The 15,055-nt window shown below is 46.6% G+C and carries 10 protein-coding genes; 8 read left to right on the top strand and 2 right to left on the bottom strand.

Features of this window, described 5'->3' with window-relative positions; translation table 11 throughout:
- Positions 1-35: 35 nt before the first annotated feature.
- The 3 genes from lon to hslU are packed head-to-tail and all read left to right on the top strand — an operon-like array spanning position 36 to position 4,984.
- Positions 36-2,525, top strand: coding sequence for an endopeptidase La (gene lon, locus AB9P05_RS03465; RefSeq protein ID WP_371907423.1), 2,490 nt, complete (start codon positions 36-38; stop codon positions 2,523-2,525).
- 5 nt (positions 2,526-2,530) lie between these two features.
- Positions 2,531-3,544, top strand: a complete 1,014-nt coding sequence (gene porQ, locus AB9P05_RS03460; RefSeq protein ID WP_371907422.1) for a type IX secretion system protein PorQ — start codon at positions 2,531-2,533, stop codon at positions 3,542-3,544.
- A gap of 18 nt (positions 3,545-3,562) precedes the next feature.
- On the top strand, positions 3,563-4,984 hold the full coding sequence (gene hslU / locus AB9P05_RS03455; RefSeq protein WP_371907421.1) for an ATP-dependent protease ATPase subunit HslU: 1,422 nt from the start codon (positions 3,563-3,565) through the stop codon (positions 4,982-4,984).
- Positions 4,985-5,042: 58 nt separating this feature from the next.
- Here hslU and AB9P05_RS03450 read toward each other — a convergent pair whose 3' ends face one another.
- The gene (locus AB9P05_RS03450) at positions 5,043-5,201 is read right to left on the bottom strand and encodes a hypothetical protein (protein WP_371907420.1); all 159 of its coding nucleotides are present in this window, start codon (positions 5,199-5,201) and stop codon (positions 5,043-5,045) included.
- 87 nt (positions 5,202-5,288) lie between these two features.
- Here AB9P05_RS03450 and AB9P05_RS03445 point away from each other — a divergent pair, with 87 nt between their 5' ends.
- Positions 5,289-6,029 (top strand): SDR family NAD(P)-dependent oxidoreductase, encoded by a 741-nt coding sequence (locus AB9P05_RS03445; protein ID WP_371907419.1) that lies wholly within the window; start codon positions 5,289-5,291, stop codon positions 6,027-6,029.
- On the opposite strand, the gene AB9P05_RS03440 is transcribed toward AB9P05_RS03445, so the two are convergent.
- Complete coding sequence (locus tag AB9P05_RS03440; RefSeq protein WP_371907418.1) at positions 6,026-6,544, bottom strand: histidine phosphatase family protein; 519 nt, start codon at positions 6,542-6,544, stop codon at positions 6,026-6,028. The two genes, AB9P05_RS03445 and AB9P05_RS03440, sit on opposite strands and share 4 nt — an antisense overlap.
- Before the next feature lie 373 nt (positions 6,545-6,917).
- Between AB9P05_RS03440 and AB9P05_RS03435 the strand changes: the two genes are divergently transcribed.
- The 4 genes from AB9P05_RS03435 to porU all read left to right on the top strand — a co-directional run bounded on the left by AB9P05_RS03435 (position 6,918) and on the right by porU (position 14,971).
- The gene (locus AB9P05_RS03435) at positions 6,918-9,359 is read left to right on the top strand and encodes a T9SS type A sorting domain-containing protein (RefSeq protein ID WP_371907417.1); all 2,442 of its coding nucleotides are present in this window, start codon (positions 6,918-6,920) and stop codon (positions 9,357-9,359) included.
- 284 nt (positions 9,360-9,643) lie between these two features.
- Positions 9,644-10,255, top strand: a complete 612-nt coding sequence (locus AB9P05_RS03430; RefSeq protein WP_371907416.1) for a redoxin family protein — start codon at positions 9,644-9,646, stop codon at positions 10,253-10,255.
- On the top strand, positions 10,245-11,621 hold the full coding sequence (locus tag AB9P05_RS03425; protein WP_371907415.1) for a cytochrome c: 1,377 nt from the start codon (positions 10,245-10,247) through the stop codon (positions 11,619-11,621). The genes AB9P05_RS03430 and AB9P05_RS03425 overlap by 11 nt, the downstream gene beginning before the upstream one ends.
- A 2-nt stretch (positions 11,622-11,623) precedes the next feature.
- Positions 11,624-14,971, top strand: a complete 3,348-nt coding sequence (porU, locus tag AB9P05_RS03420; protein WP_371907414.1) for a type IX secretion system sortase PorU — start codon at positions 11,624-11,626, stop codon at positions 14,969-14,971.
- Positions 14,972-15,055 lie beyond the last annotated feature (84 nt).

Below are 15,055 nucleotides of genomic sequence, written 5' to 3'. Positions count from 1 at the left end.
CTGTCATTTTGACACTCACAGAGAGTAAATACAGCATGAAGCGCAATAACAATTTCGATATATTCAACGATTTAAGTTCAGATTATAGTGATGAGGAAAGTGGGGAATTTATCCCTCTCATAGCTCCAGAGGAGGAAAATGGGTTGGATGAGTCCGATATTCCCGATGAGCTTCCCATACTTCCATTACGTAATACGGTTCTTTTTCCCGGGGTGGTGATCCCTATTACCGTCGGCAGACAAAAATCTATACGCCTTGTCAAAAAGGCATACAAAGGTGACAGGATCATCGGTGTGGCAGCACAAAAAAATACGACTAGTGATGATCCTGAGTCCGATGAGGTTTACGACACCGGCACGGTGGCCAAAATATTAAAGATGATCGTGCTGCCTGATGGTAATACAACCATTATTATTCAGGGAAGTAAGCGCTATCGGGTATTAGAGTATTTGCAGGATGACCCCTACATCACAGCCAATGTGAAATTACTGGAGGATAAATTTCCTGAAAAAACCACAAAGAAGATGGATGCCATGCTTCAGTCTATTAAAGACGCAGCCTCGCGCATTCTCAAGCTGAATCCGGAAATCCCTAGCGAAGCAGAATCTGCCCTTCAGTCTATTGAAAACCCGGGCTTCCTTATCCACTTTTTGTCGTCTAACATCAATGCAGAGGTTTCTGATAAGCAGAAGCTGCTTGAAATAGATGATGCTAATAAGCGTGCATCTACCTTGCTGGAGTACATGCTGCGTGATATCCAGATGCTGGAGCTGAAGCATGAGATACATAAGAAGGTTCACTCAGACATAGACCAGCAACAGCGGGATTACTTTTTGCGCCAGCAGCTCAAGGTGCTACAGGACGAACTTGGTGGAGAAGGTCCTGACCAGGAGCTGAACGATTTACGAAAGCGGGGTGCGAAAAAGGACTGGCCTGAAGAGGTAAAAAAGCATTTCTTTAAGGAGTTGGATAAAATTTCGCGCATGAATCCGGCCGCTGCGGAGTACCCTGTGGCAATGAATTATGCAGAGTTTATCGTGGACCTGCCTTGGGGAGAGCATTCTGAGGATGACTTTGACCTGAAGCGGGCGAGAAAAATATTGGATGCGGACCACTACGGGCTGGAGAAGGTGAAAGACCGCATTATAGAGTACCTGGCGGTACTTAAGCTGAAAAATGATATGAAAGGGCCTATTCTATGCTTGTATGGCCCTCCTGGTGTGGGTAAAACCTCGCTGGGTAAGTCTATTGCTAAAGCCCTTAAGCGGAAATACGTACGTATGTCGCTGGGTGGTGTACATGATGAAGCAGAGGTAAGGGGACACCGCAAGACGTATATCGGAGCGATGCCGGGTAAGATTATTCAAAACCTGCGTAAGTCTCAGACGAGTAATCCTGTATTTGTACTGGACGAAATAGATAAGGTGAGCAGTGACTTCCGCGGAGACCCCTCTTCTGCGTTATTGGAGGTGCTTGATCCTGAGCAGAATGACTCATTTATCGATAACTACCTGGAGGTGGAGTATGACCTGAGTAAGGTGCTCTTTATTGCTACGGCCAACTCACTGGATACTATCCAGCCAGCCCTGAGGGATAGGATGGAGATCATCGAGATCACAGGCTACACGCAGGAGGAAAAAATCAAGATTGCCCAGAAGCACCTGGTGCCTAAGCAGAAAAAGGAACACGGTCTGGAGACCAAGGATGTGACTTTTACTAAAAAGGCACTGGTCAAACTGATAGAGGGCTATACGAGGGAGTCTGGCGTACGTAGCCTGGAGAGAGTTATCGCCTCGGTGGTAAGGAATATTGCCAAAAGCATAGCCCTGGAAGAGGAGTACTCTAAGCGCCTCGAGGATAAGCATATTGTAGAAATATTAGGAGCTGAGCGCTTTGATAAAGAGCTATATCAGGACAATAAAGTTGCCGGTGTGGTCACAGGGCTTGCCTGGACACAGGCAGGTGGAGAGATCCTTTATATCGAGAGTAGCCTGAGCCGCGGTAAGGGGAAACTTACCCTGAGCGGTCAGCTGGGTGACGTGATGAAGGAGTCTGCCATGACAGCGCTAAGCTATCTTAAAAGTAATGCAGAGAAATTAGGTATCAACTATAAAGTGTTTGATAACTACGATCTGCACGTACACGTACCTGCCGGAGCGGTGCCTAAGGATGGCCCCAGTGCGGGAATTACCATGGTTACTTCTCTCGCATCAGTATTTACTCAGCGTAAGGTCAGGTCTAAGCTGGCTATGACAGGTGAGATTACGCTCCGCGGAAAGGTACTTCCGGTAGGAGGGATTAAAGAGAAGGTACTGGCAGCCAGACGTGCCGGTGTGAATGATATTATCCTGTGTGCACGTAACCGCAAGGATGTAGAGGAAATAGGAGAAGAGTACATTAAAGAGCTCAGTTTCCACTTTGTAGATCATGTGGAAGAGGTGATTGAAGTTGCCCTTCTTAAAGGTAAAGTAGAAGATGCGAAGGAGCTGGTAGTGGAAGATACCAATACTAATACCAGTAGCTGATACGGATGCTGTGCCGGGTAATTACTTTCAGCTTTTTGTTATGCGTGGCGCTGGCCATGGCTTCCGGGGAAGCTTTTGCCCAGTATACCCGGCGGGCTTTTGAATTCGTAAACCTACCTGCCACCGCACGCACGGCTGGGTTGGGCGGCGTGAACATTACGCAGGGTTATGGCCGGCCCGGCGCTGCCATGGAAAATCCGGCCTTACTTGCCCCCCGGGCTGCGGGCCATCTATCAGCGAACTACATGGGGCTGGTGGCAGGCATCAGGCAGGGTACGGCAGGCTATGCGGTTCTTCGTGCAGATAGCGGCGTATGGCATGTCAGTGTACGCTACTTGGACTATGGCGATTTTGAAGGGTATGATCCGGCGGGTCAGCCTACGGGTACGTTTCAGGCCTCCGACTATGCCGTAACGGCCGCCTATAGTCATCAATCTGGTCCGTTTCGTGCGGGACTGGCACTTTCGCTGCTTCGCTCATCTATTGCCGGTGAGGGAGCTACCGGACTCGCGCTGGATATTGGCGGGGTGTTTCAGCACCCTGAGCAAGACCTTACAGCAGGCCTGGTATTTCGCAATGCAGGGGTAATTATAAGCGATTATAGCGGAGCTGACAGTCGTATGCCCTTTGATGTGCAGGCTGGCCTGAGCTTTCGACCGGCTTTTATGCCCTTTCGCTTTAGCATTACAGCCCATAACCTGCTGGTGGATAATCTCGTGTATGTAGAATCAGAAGGTGAGCGTCCGCCGTTTACAGAAAGTATTTTCAGAAGGCTCGTATTTGGTACTCAAATAGGGTTAGGCAAGAGCGTAATTCTGCGTGCCGGATATAACCACCTTCTGAGAAAAGAGTTAAGGCTTGAGCAGGCTGGGGGTGGCGCCGGGTTTGCTTATGGCATTGAGGTCAGAGCCGGACTTTTCACGCTGGCATACAGCCATCTTGGTTATCATGCCGCTGGTGGGGGTGACCATATTTCACTGACCGCCAATATGCAGACGCTGGCGGGTAAATTGTTTTGAAAGGTTAATTTTTTTGAAATGAATATTAAAGACGAGACGTATCTGACTCCACGGCAAATAGTGGCCGAGCTGGACAAATACATCATCGGACAGGCGGATGCCAAACGGAACGTAGCTATTGCGCTGCGTAACCGGTGGAGACGGATGCAGGCCAATGAAGAAATTAAAGGAGACATTATCCCTAACAATATATTAATGATAGGTGCTACAGGTGTGGGTAAGACAGAAATTGCCCGCCGACTGGCCCGTATTGCAGAAGCCCCATTTGTGAAAGTGGAAGCTTCTAAGTTTACCGAAGTAGGTTATGTGGGTCGCGATGTAGAGAGCATGGTGCGTGACCTGGTAGAACAGGCTGTAAACCTGGTTAAGGTTAGTAAAAAGGAAGAGGTAAGAGAGAAGGCCGAAAAGGTGGTGGAAGATATTATTCTGGATGCTCTTATTCCTCCTATTAAAAAGCCTTCACGTAGTACCGGTGAATTTGGCAGCCCCACTGAAGTGGCCGCGAGCTACGAAGACAGAGAAAGTGCGCCTGCTAATGATGAGGAGCTTAATGAGCGTACTCGTGAGCGTTTTCGTGAGAAGATTCGCAGCGGTGAGATGGATGACCGAAAGATAGAGATCAATATAAAGTCATCTCCAAACGGAGGTGTTGGCATGGTCGGCGGAGGCATGATGGACGAGATGAGCGTAATGAACCTCCAGGAGATGATCAATAACATGATGCCAAAAAAGAATAAGAAGCGCCGTGTGACCATAAAAGAAGCTAAAAAGCTTCTCCTTGATGAAGAGGCCGGAAAGCTCATAGATATGGACGAGGTGAAAGAAGAGGCAATAGAAAAAGCGCAGAATGCCGGTATCATCTTCATCGATGAGGTGGATAAGATCGCAAAGGGCGGTAAAGGAAGTGGCCCTGATGTGAGCCGCGAGGGTGTACAGCGTGATTTACTTCCCATAGTAGAAGGGTCAGCTGTCAACACCAAATACGGTATCGTACATACAGATCATATTCTTTTTATAGCTGCAGGAGCTTTTCATTACAGCAAACCTTCTGATCTGATACCTGAACTTCAGGGACGTTTCCCTATCAGGGTGGAGCTTAACAGCCTTACTAAGGATGACTTTTATCAGATATTGAAAGAACCTAAAAACGCTCTTACCAAGCAGTATATTGCTCTACTTAAGTCTGAGGAGGTAGAACTCACCTTTCAGGATGAGGCTATGGAGGAGCTAGCCGAAACAGCTTACCAGATAAATCTGGAAGTTGAAAATATAGGCGCCAGACGCCTGCATACCGTTATGTCTCAGTTGCTTAATGACCTTCTTTTTGACGTGCCTGATAAGATTAGTGCCAATGCTAAGGTGGTCGTCACCCGCGAGATGGTACAAGAGAGGCTTGGTAGTCTTGTCAAGAATAAAGACCTGAGTCAGTACATACTCTAATAATATTAAAAAGGAAGCCAGAGCAGCTTCCTTTATCTTTTTTATGGAGAATTGAATACTATTGAATCTTTTGCCCGGGGCAGTACCAATCATTAATGGTACAGTTTGTGTCATTTGAGCAAATGCATGATTCGTCACTCCCGCCTTGGATATATTGGGCTTCAGATGTTTTAAAACTTTTTACGGCAAGCTGATCTAATGAAAGTTTCTTTTTCATAATTGAAAGGTGTTAGTTTTGTTGATGTAGGTAAAGTAAAAATTTTATCCTTAATACAGGGGATATTTTAAAATTTTAATAGTGTGTATGGATTATTACTTTATTACCGGTACAAGCCAGGGCTTGGGAAGGGCTCTGGTAGAAGAAGCGCTTAAGCGAGGAGGCAGGGTTCATGGCCTTAGCCGTAGCGAGCCTGCTGATATAGATTCCCTCCGGAAAAGGGAATATGTCCACTTTTCATACGACCTGTCCGATCTACAGGGGTTGGAAGCCTTCGCTGCAGAATTTTTTAAGATACCTACTGAAGCAAATAGTGTCATACTGATTAATAACGCAGGTACACTGGGAGAAGTGTCTCATATTGGTGAATGGGATAACACTGATCTGATCAAAGCGTTTGCCACTAATCTGACCGCCCCAGCAGTGCTTCAAAACACATTTTTAAAGCTTTTTGGTGAAAAGGCTTTAGGTAAAATAGTAATCAATATCAGTTCAGGGGCATCTAAAAGCCCCTATGACGGCTGGTCTGCGTATTGCTCTGGCAAGGCCGGTCTCGAAATGTACAGCCGGGTGCTTGCCGAAGAGGCAAAGAAGAAAAGCAAAAGGGATACCCGTGTGTGGTCAGTAGCCCCTGGTGTGGTAGATACGGGCATGCAAGATCGCCTGCGCGAGTCAGACCCTGATCAATTCAGTAATCTGGATCGCTTTCTATCATTAAAAGAAGAAGGGAAGCTTATGCCTCCCTCTGAATCTGCAGCTAAAATTTTCATGTTACTGGAACATCCCGAACGATCTTCCGATACAGTTCAGGACATTCGTAACTTCTAGCGCCTTTGGGCAAGCAATGGGGATAGTTTGTTTTTGGGAAAGTCAAAGAATACAAGCTCACCCTTTCGCCAGTCTATATCTTTCCATCTTTTTTGGGCTAGCCGAACCCTTACGACCCCTGTTGTAGGGATGTTATCAATGTCTGTATCCGCCAATTCGTTTGCGAAGATAGTAAGACCGGGGTTATGCCCGAAGATAAACAGTGTATTTACGCTATCCGGCACCGCTCTTATTACATCCAGGATTGCCTGGGGGTCTGCCAGATACAATTCCTCGTTAGTTTCTATTTCTTCTGGTGAAATGCTCAGGCCTTCTGCAATATGCTGAGCAGTAGTTAATGCACGATTGGCAGGGCTACTAAGAAGTAAGTCGGGGCTTACTTTGGCAGATTTCAGCCTGTCAGCCATAGCGGGGGCATCCCGCTTTCCTCTCTTGTTCAGGGGTCTGTCAAAATCATCAAGGCTTTCATCTTTCCAGCTTGATTTGGCATGCCTGATAATGTATAAGTCTCTCATGTCGATAAAATTACCACTGGGTACAGTTTTTGTTTTTGATGTTAGCAGCACATATTAAACACAACGAATCTGACACCAGTCATTCCCGGCAATATGCTGTTTTTCTGTCCGGCAGCTTAAGATAATCGAAACGAGTGTAATTCATAAAACGATAATGTCTTAAAATAGGCTTTATCCATGATACTATATAAGTATGAAAAACATAATTAAAATACTTCAATTCAGAAAACGTTTGCGGTAACGTTTCCAATAATAATTCTATTATGAAGGTTGTCTTCTCTTGAAAATCAAATAATATTTGGTTATTTTATTATAGATTGTTGAAAAATTCTTAATTTTTTTCAGCCAGTTTGTAACTAACCAAATAGAAAAAATGAAAACACGCTTACAATTTTTAAAATGGAGGATGCCGCTTATGCTGGTATTTCTCTGGTTTTTCTCAACGGCCCACGCCCAGAATGACGTGATGATGCAGGCCTTTTACTGGAATGCAGATTCGTATGTAACGGGGCAGGGGGGGACCTGGTGGGATTCTCTCCGCATTAAAATGCCTGACATGAAGGCCGCAGGATACACAGGTCTATGGGTACCTCCGCCCAGTAAGGGTAATTTTGGCAGCATAGATATGGGCTACGGCATATTTGATCACTATGACCTTGGCAACTATAACCAGTGCGGTACTACCGAAACGCGTTTTGGTAGCCGTTCTGAACTGGAATCTATGATCTCAGAGGCCCATAGGACGTGTAACGGTCCCTATATGGAAATCTATGCAGATATTATTCTGAATCATATTTATGCGAATGACTATGGACAGATGGAAAATAATCCTGCAGTAAAATGCTATGCCCGGGCTGAAGCATTTACCAACGGGTCACAACATGTGGCCTATCCTACTAATGAGATAGAATGGGTGCTGAACGCACCTGGTGCCGGCGATTACTACATACAGATAGCAGGTTACCAGTTACCCGGCGATAAAGTTGAGCGCGGTTATGATCTGGTGCTGGAGTATCCGGGTTCTTCTGTACCGGCGGAGCCATGGGCGTCAGGTGATTACCAATGGGAGTCTGAGCCTAACAATGGTAGTGGTAGTACCAATACCCATACCACCGGTAAGGTAATTCGCGGCCATATATACGGAGATGGTGATATCGATGAGTATAAGATCAGCCTATCAGGGGCGGCCACGGTAAAGATGAAGCTTATTGCCCGTCGTGAATTGGTACCTTTCGATTGGGTCTGGGCTGATCAGACCAGGGGCTATTATCCAAAGTCTATCTGGTATAACGGCAACGAGCTGGCTGCTACCAGCGCCCTGCAGGCTCATTCTCGTACCAAAATCGAATACGTGAATCACACAGGGGCCGGTGAGCCCAACCATACCTGGAATTACAGCCACTTTCACCCAAGTGACTGCAATGATTATATGGGTGACGGAGGCTATCAGGATGCCATCGTAACCAATACCAAATGGTTTGGCCATGACTTTAATACGTTTGACGCTACAGTTCAGGATCGTCTGATAGACTGGGGACAATGGATGAGTAACGAGATCAATTTTGATGGGTATCGCCTTGATTTTGTACGTGGGTTCCAGGAAGAGCTTGTCGCTGAATGGGTAAATAACCTGCCCCGCAATGGGTCTTCTCAACCCTTTATCGTAGGAGAGTACTTCACCGGATTTAAATACCGCCTGAACGACTGGGTAAATAACATCCATGATAACTACACGCACAATGGATATCGTGCCGATGTAGATGCCTTTGATTTTCCTTTAAAGAACGATCTGACACAGATGGCCAACCAAAACGGCAGTAACTGGAATATGACATGGCTTAATAATGCGGGTATGGTTCGTGAGCCTTCTTCAGGATCCAATCTGCCAGGCACAGCGGTGGTAACCTTTGTTGAAAATCACGACACAGGAAAAGAAAGTGACAAATGGCTCTGGAGAGACTGGGACATGGCTTATGCTTATATCCTTTTTGCCGAAGGCCGCCCCTGCGTGTTCTATACCCAATATTATGGCGTCACACAGATTGATAATCATGACAACAGTGTGACGGTAACCCCAAATAGCAGTCTAAAGTCTTTTATAGATAAGATGATGCATACCCGCCGTACTTATCTTGGCGGAGGTATGGATGTGCTCACCGATGGAGGGAACCCTGTGGGGACAAGTGGCTCACCTAGTAATAATGGTTCAACAGCCAATGTTTACATTGCCCGCAGACAAGGTAACGGTACCAAAACCGGTGCTATCATGGTGCTTAATAATCATGAGACCAGTACAAAAGGTATGTGGGTGGATAATACTAAAAACAGCAGCACCTACCCCGACTGGAAAAACCAGACACTTGTTAATGCGCTTAACCCCTCAGAAACGACTCTGGTACAGAATGACGGACGCGTATTGGTGTGGGCCCCTGCCCGTGGAGCTGCGGTATGGGTTCCTCAGTCTGAATACGTGACATTCAGCTACCTAAATGCTTCAGGGTGTAGCTCAATAAGTGATGATGTAGATTTTGTAGGAGAAGCATCTACCAAAGATAATCCTGCCGGACTGAAGGCTTATCCTAACCCTGCTCAGAACCAGGCCTATGTTATCTTCAGTACCAAGGATGATGCCCATGTAAATGTTCGCATTACTGATGTGGCTGGTCGTACGGTTAAAGTGCTTGCTGATCAGTATATGGGAGCAGGTACACATGAACTAAACTGGGATGCAGCAGATGCTGAGCCTGGTATGTACCTTTGTGTGGTTGAGGCAGAAGGTAAAACCAGTACTGAGAGAATCCTTCTTGTAAAATAAACTAAAGTTAAAGACTAGTGTAAAAGCCACCTGCTATTAGCGGGGGGCTTTTTTTGTGCTTCACTTAGTAGGGAGAAATTACTACTAGGGTAATATATTTTTTATTTAAATAATTATTATTTTGAAACCGACTGATACATAGTTGATTATGATATCATGATTGAATCATGGCTTATTTTTAATCTTTGGGTAATGTCTATTTGTCTAAAAATTTGTTATTTTGTAAATAATCTTACATGGTTATTCCGATGCGCCTGCATGGGCCCTGAAAAACAGAACTGGTCGTGAAGCACTTAAAAATCTTACTCCCCCTCCTCATTATTTCCCTGCTGTCCACAGCATCCCGAGGACCGGACAAGGAAAAGGATACAAAAGACCACCCCATGTTTTCAGTAAAATTGAATACGCTTAGTAAGGAAGAATTTGACCTGAGCAAAGTAAAAGCTAAGGCCATGGTAATTGTGGTGATGGCCCCTGAGTGTCCTCTGAGCAGAAGTTATACCCTTACCATTAATAAACTGGCTGAGAAATATAAGCGTAAGGGAATTGAATTTTTTGCCCTATTTCCTGGTAAAGACCTTCCTTTAATGGATATAGTTGAGTTTCAGCGTAAATACAAGCTAAAGCCTCAGGTACTATTGGATAATGATTACAGGATGGTAGATATGCTCAGAGCGTCTGTAACTCCGGAGGCCTTTCTTATAGATGCATATGGTGAGACTCGTTACAGTGGAGCCATTGATAACTGGGTATACAGTCTTACCAAGAAGCGTCAGGTAATTACCCGCCACTACCTTGATGATGCAATCAATTCTATGGTCACCGGGTTTCCACTGGAGTATGAGAAAACCCAGCCGATAGGCTGCTTTATCAATGCCCCTATTTATGGTAACTAAACGTCTGGCTCTGCCATTCATTTTTCTTTTTGTGTGTTTGCCCCTAGCGGTTTCAGCTCAGAATTATACATTTACTGAGCATGTATCGCCTATTATCTATAAGAATTGCTCTGGCTGCCACAAGCCTAATGGGGCTGCACCTTTCAGTCTACTCACCTACCGCGATGTAGCTAAGCGGGCTAGCTTTATCCAGCACGTAGTATCAGAGCGCATTATGCCGCCATGGAAGGCCGATCCTTCGTACCGGTCTTTTGCTAATGAAAAGCAACTGACTGATGATGAGATCCGTGTCATAAGTAGTTGGGTGGGAGATGGAGCACCGTACGGGCCTGCCTCCGAGCTACAGCAGCCTCCGTCAAATACCATTAGTGGTGCCAGTCTTTTCGGTTACCCCGACCTGATCCTGCAAATGGATGAGCCGGTAAAGATCGATGGCGATAATAAAGAAACCTATATCTGTTATGCTCTTCCCTATGAGATAGAAGAGCAAACCTATGTAAAGGCAATCGAATTTATACCCGGCAATCGCCAACTAGCACACCATGCCAGCTACCAGGTGCTTGAAGTGTCCGAGGGTGTGGATCTCGATAATATGCCTGCCTATTTTGAATTTGGCGATACTGACTACATAGACGACCAACATGATTACGGGTACTTCAACCTGTTTGATAAAGACGGTAACCCACCAATGCAGACATATCATGATGGGTGGTTACCAGGCTCCGGCCCACGTATCTATCCTGAAGGCATAGGGTTTCTTCTTCCCAAAAAAGGGGTATTTCTGATTCGTAACATGCATTATGCGCCTTCACCCATCAACACCTCCGATCAGACCACTATCCACATATACTTTTCCGATGAGCCGGTAGAGCGCACCGTCATGTTTACCACGTTCAGGCCAACTGATATCGACCTGAATACCGGTAATATCATACCTGCCGATACAGCCATCCAATATGATATAAACATACGTGTGGGGCAGGACCTTTCGCTTTTTAGCGTGAACCCCCATATGCACAGACTGGGTAAAAACTTTAAAGCCTGGGCTACTACACCAGAAGGTAAAACCATACCGCTTGTTCATATACCCCAGTGGGACTTCAACTGGCAGGAGTTTTACCAATATAAAAAGCTACTTCACATACCTAAAGGGAGTGTCATCCATGCGGAAGCTCTGTTTGATAATACAGTAGATAATCCGGAAAACCCCAACTTCCCTCCGGAGCCGGTATTTTTTGAGAGAGGTATGGACGATAAGGATGAGATGATGCGGCTGACCTTTCTTTTTCTGCCTTACCAGCCAGGGGATGAAAATCTGGACATGGAGGATCAGTGGCGATCCCAGATGCTTAGTAACGAGCAATAGCAATGAAAGCACTAAGCGGACTACTACTGTTATTTGTCAGCACATTTGCCTTTAGTCAGTCCGTTTTGCTCCCCGGCGGTAAATATGGAGTGTTTCAGGTAAGTGAAGAAGGTGTATATAAGATAACCTTCGATGATGTTGCACGTCTCGGCCTAAACCCTGCCTCTGTTGATCCTTCTGCTCTGCATGTTTTTACTGGCTCCGGCGGTGTGTTGCCACAGGCAAATAGCGAGGCCACAGACTTTCGGACCAGGCAAATACCTGTAGCCTCATACGGTCTGGAGGATGGTCAGTTCCAAGAGGAAGATTACCTATTGGCTTATATTCCTGGCCCAGACAAGGTCTTCTCTACTGAAGGTGAAATACGTGTAGCTCAAAATTTTTATAGTCGTACGACTAATTTTTACCTGGCTTTCGATCCTTCACTTCCCCCCTTGAGGATACCTAGTGAGAGGCCCCTGCCCGGAGGACCCGTCATCCAGACATATAAGGCGATCCAGCACCATGAGCATGACATCATTAACCTGCTTAAAAGTGGCCGTGATTGGGTAGGGGAGGAGTTTGCGGAAGACGGCTCACTTGACTTTTCCTTTTTGCTGCACGAGACAAACGATGTCGAATTAAACGCACGGTTTGTAAGCCGTGCTTTAAGGCAGGGCACCTTCACGCTGTTTTGTAACGGACAGGAAGTTGGTAAAACCACTGCCTATCCCATTCAGCAGAGTATTTGGGGCATCAAGGCCCAGCCTGCTGATATTGATATCACTATTCCTGCTGGCATTACCCGCACCGGACAGAACACCCTCACCTTCCGTTTCGACCAGGCCCCCATAAGTACTGCCTATCTTGATTATTTTGAACTTTCTTTTGCTCGTAAGCCTGACCCCGACAGGCCAAACCTGATGCGATTTGCAGGTAACTATCCATCAGCATTCCGTTTTGAGCCAGGCGAGGCCTTTGCCGGTCACCAGTTATGGAATGTAACTGACCCCCTACGCCCTGCAAGACAGGATTTTGAACGGTATGTAGCTGGCAATAAGAGCAGAACCTATATGCTTTTTAAACCACAGCTGGCATTAGAGGCACAATTTCACTCAATTCAGGTGGTGCCTGAACTACCCACCGGTCCGGCAGACTTGCTTATTGTGACGCCCGGAGCATGGCGGCATGAAGCGGAGCGGCTCGCAACCTTCAGGCGCGAACATGATGGCTTGAGTGTGCATGTAGCCGAGGTGGAGTATATTTATGCCCGGTATGCCTCCGGAAGAAGGGATATTAGCGCCATTAGAAACTATGCGCGTGACCTTAATACTTCCGGTAAGTTACGCTACCTGCTTATTTTTGCTGACGGATCATACGATGTGGCAGGAATATATGACGATAACATCCACGCCATTCCTGCCTACCCATCCACAGAATCTTTCCATGATGTGCTGAGCTATGCTAGTGACGATTACTTTGGCTTTTTTGATGAGCAGGAAGGAGAGTGGACAGAGGGAGGTAGCCGTCAGACTATCCATGACCTAGATATTGCGGTAGGCCGCCTGCCGGTTGCCAGTGCTGAAGAGGCCACAGCTATGGTGAATAAGTTGATCACTTACGCATCCGCAGAGGAAGGGTTTGGTCCCTGGCGTAACCGGATTGCCTTTGTCGCGGACGACGGAGACTACAACAAGCATATGCTGCGCAGCGACATTCTTGCCAGTGAAATGGAATCTTCGCAACCACAGATCGTGACCGACCGTCTCTTCGTGGATGCCTACCCCCAGGTGAGAGACCCCTCATGGCCGGTTAAGATAAGTCCCGCGGCCAGGGCCGAACTTAGTCGTGCGGTTGATCATGGCTCCTTCATTATTGACTATATCGGACACGGTGGGGAAACGGGCTGGACAGATGAACGAATTTTGACCATAGACCAAATGAAAAAATGGCAGAACTCGGCTTCATTTCCTATTATTCTGTCGCCAACCTGTGAATTCGGGCGCTTTGATGATTTTGGCAGGCGTTCTGCAGCCGAAGAAGCGCTTCTCCTGCCCCATTCCGGAGCTATTGCTTTGCTTACTACCACCAGACCGGTGTTTTCGGCTACCAATTTCGAGCTTAGTTATGCTTTTTACGAGGCCCTTTATAAAGAAGATAATGGCGAAAGGCTGCGTCTCGGAGATCTGTTCCGGCAAACAAAAAATGCCGCCATACGTGGGGTGATCAACCGTAACTTTAGCTTGCTGGGGGATCCTTCCATGATGCCCGCCTATCCTAAGGGCAAGCTCAGACTTACAGCTATTACCGGTCATGATGGTGAACCCCTGGATACTCTTTCGGGCGGACAGACTGTTACGTTCGAAGGCGAAGTGATTTTTGAAGAAACCATAGCGGAAGCGTTTAACGGACAGGTGTTTCTCTCACTCTTCGACGAGGCAGTTGAAAAGGAGACCCTTGGAGAGGGTGGCCCTCATACCCGAATTACCTACCATGAGTATGATGATCTTATTTACCAGGGTAAGGCCACTATAACTAATGGGAAATTCTCAATTGAGATATCCCTCCCGTCCAGGACACAGGACTTTACTGAATTAAGATTAAGCCTTTATGCCAGGGAATCCGGTGAGGATGGTCGGGTAATTCGTGATGCTGCGGGGGGAATGAGCAACCTTGCTATGAGCCAGGGGGCTATCCAGGATGTTGACCGTTCTGCTCCGCTCATAACCATGTACCTTGACCATCCCTATTTTTCCGAAGGTGATCCTGTTTCAGCCGACGCGGTCCTGATTGCTCAACTGTCCGACCCGGGAGGTATCAGTCTTGGGTCCGGGCCGCAAAAGGGGCTCTGGGCTGTGCTGGACACGCTCACTCAGCAACCTTTTCAGCTCAATCGCTACTTCTACTATAATGAAAATGATGCTACCAGGGGCTCTCTTACCTGCCCTCTGTATGGTATGGAGCCGGGGCAGCATACCCTGACGCTGTATGCAGGTGACTACAGTGGAAACCGCACCAGCAAGCAAATCCGGTTTGAGGTAGTGGAGAACAACCGGACCTTCCTGCAGGAAGTGGTTGCCTTTCCTAATCCGGCTACCGACCATGTTGATTTTCAGTTCTTTTTGAGTAATCCCGTAGAGGACTACCAAATCGAATTAATTGTTTTTGATCAACTTGGTAAAATTCTATTCAGAGAAGAGAGGCAATTCATTAATCCTACCGAAAAAAACCACTCTCTGCGCTGGAATATCCCCTTTGTTAATGCGGGAACGCAGACTTACCAGATGGTGTACTACCACCTTCAGCTAAAAAGCCTGGAAGGCCTTAGCCGTACATTTGAAAAGCGCGGTAAGGTACTGCTTTATCGTTAATCCTACTCGTGTAGGATTTTTGAATTCAGTGTACGCTGCGTCTTATGTGGGTGATTTGTATATTTATGTAGGGTTAGGCTATTT

The organism is Roseivirga sp. BDSF3-8, from assembly GCF_041449215.1.
GTDB lineage: Bacteria > Bacteroidota > Bacteroidia > Cytophagales > Cyclobacteriaceae > JBGNFV01.
This window is presented reverse-complemented; position numbering and strand designations above follow the sequence as displayed.

Bases quoted from the DNA above. Each gene is read 5' to 3' on its own strand.
- lon (WP_371907423.1), top strand. From the start codon at position 36: ATGAAGCGCAATAACAATTTCGATATATTCAACGATTTAAGTTCAGAT.
- porQ (WP_371907422.1), top strand. From the start codon at position 2,531: ATGCTGTGCCGGGTAATTACTTTCAGCTTTTTGTTATGCGTGGCGCTG.
- hslU (WP_371907421.1), top strand. From the start codon at position 3,563: ATGAATATTAAAGACGAGACGTATCTGACTCCACGGCAAATAGTGGCC.
- AB9P05_RS03450 (WP_371907420.1), bottom strand. From the start codon at position 5,201: ATGAAAAAGAAACTTTCATTAGATCAGCTTGCCGTAAAAAGTTTTAAA.
- AB9P05_RS03445 (WP_371907419.1), top strand. From the start codon at position 5,289: ATGGATTATTACTTTATTACCGGTACAAGCCAGGGCTTGGGAAGGGCT.
- AB9P05_RS03440 (WP_371907418.1), bottom strand. From the start codon at position 6,544: ATGAGAGACTTATACATTATCAGGCATGCCAAATCAAGCTGGAAAGAT.
- AB9P05_RS03435 (WP_371907417.1), top strand. From the start codon at position 6,918: ATGAAAACACGCTTACAATTTTTAAAATGGAGGATGCCGCTTATGCTG.
- AB9P05_RS03425 (WP_371907415.1), top strand. From the start codon at position 10,245: ATGGTAACTAAACGTCTGGCTCTGCCATTCATTTTTCTTTTTGTGTGT.
- porU (WP_371907414.1), top strand. From the start codon at position 11,624: ATGAAAGCACTAAGCGGACTACTACTGTTATTTGTCAGCACATTTGCC.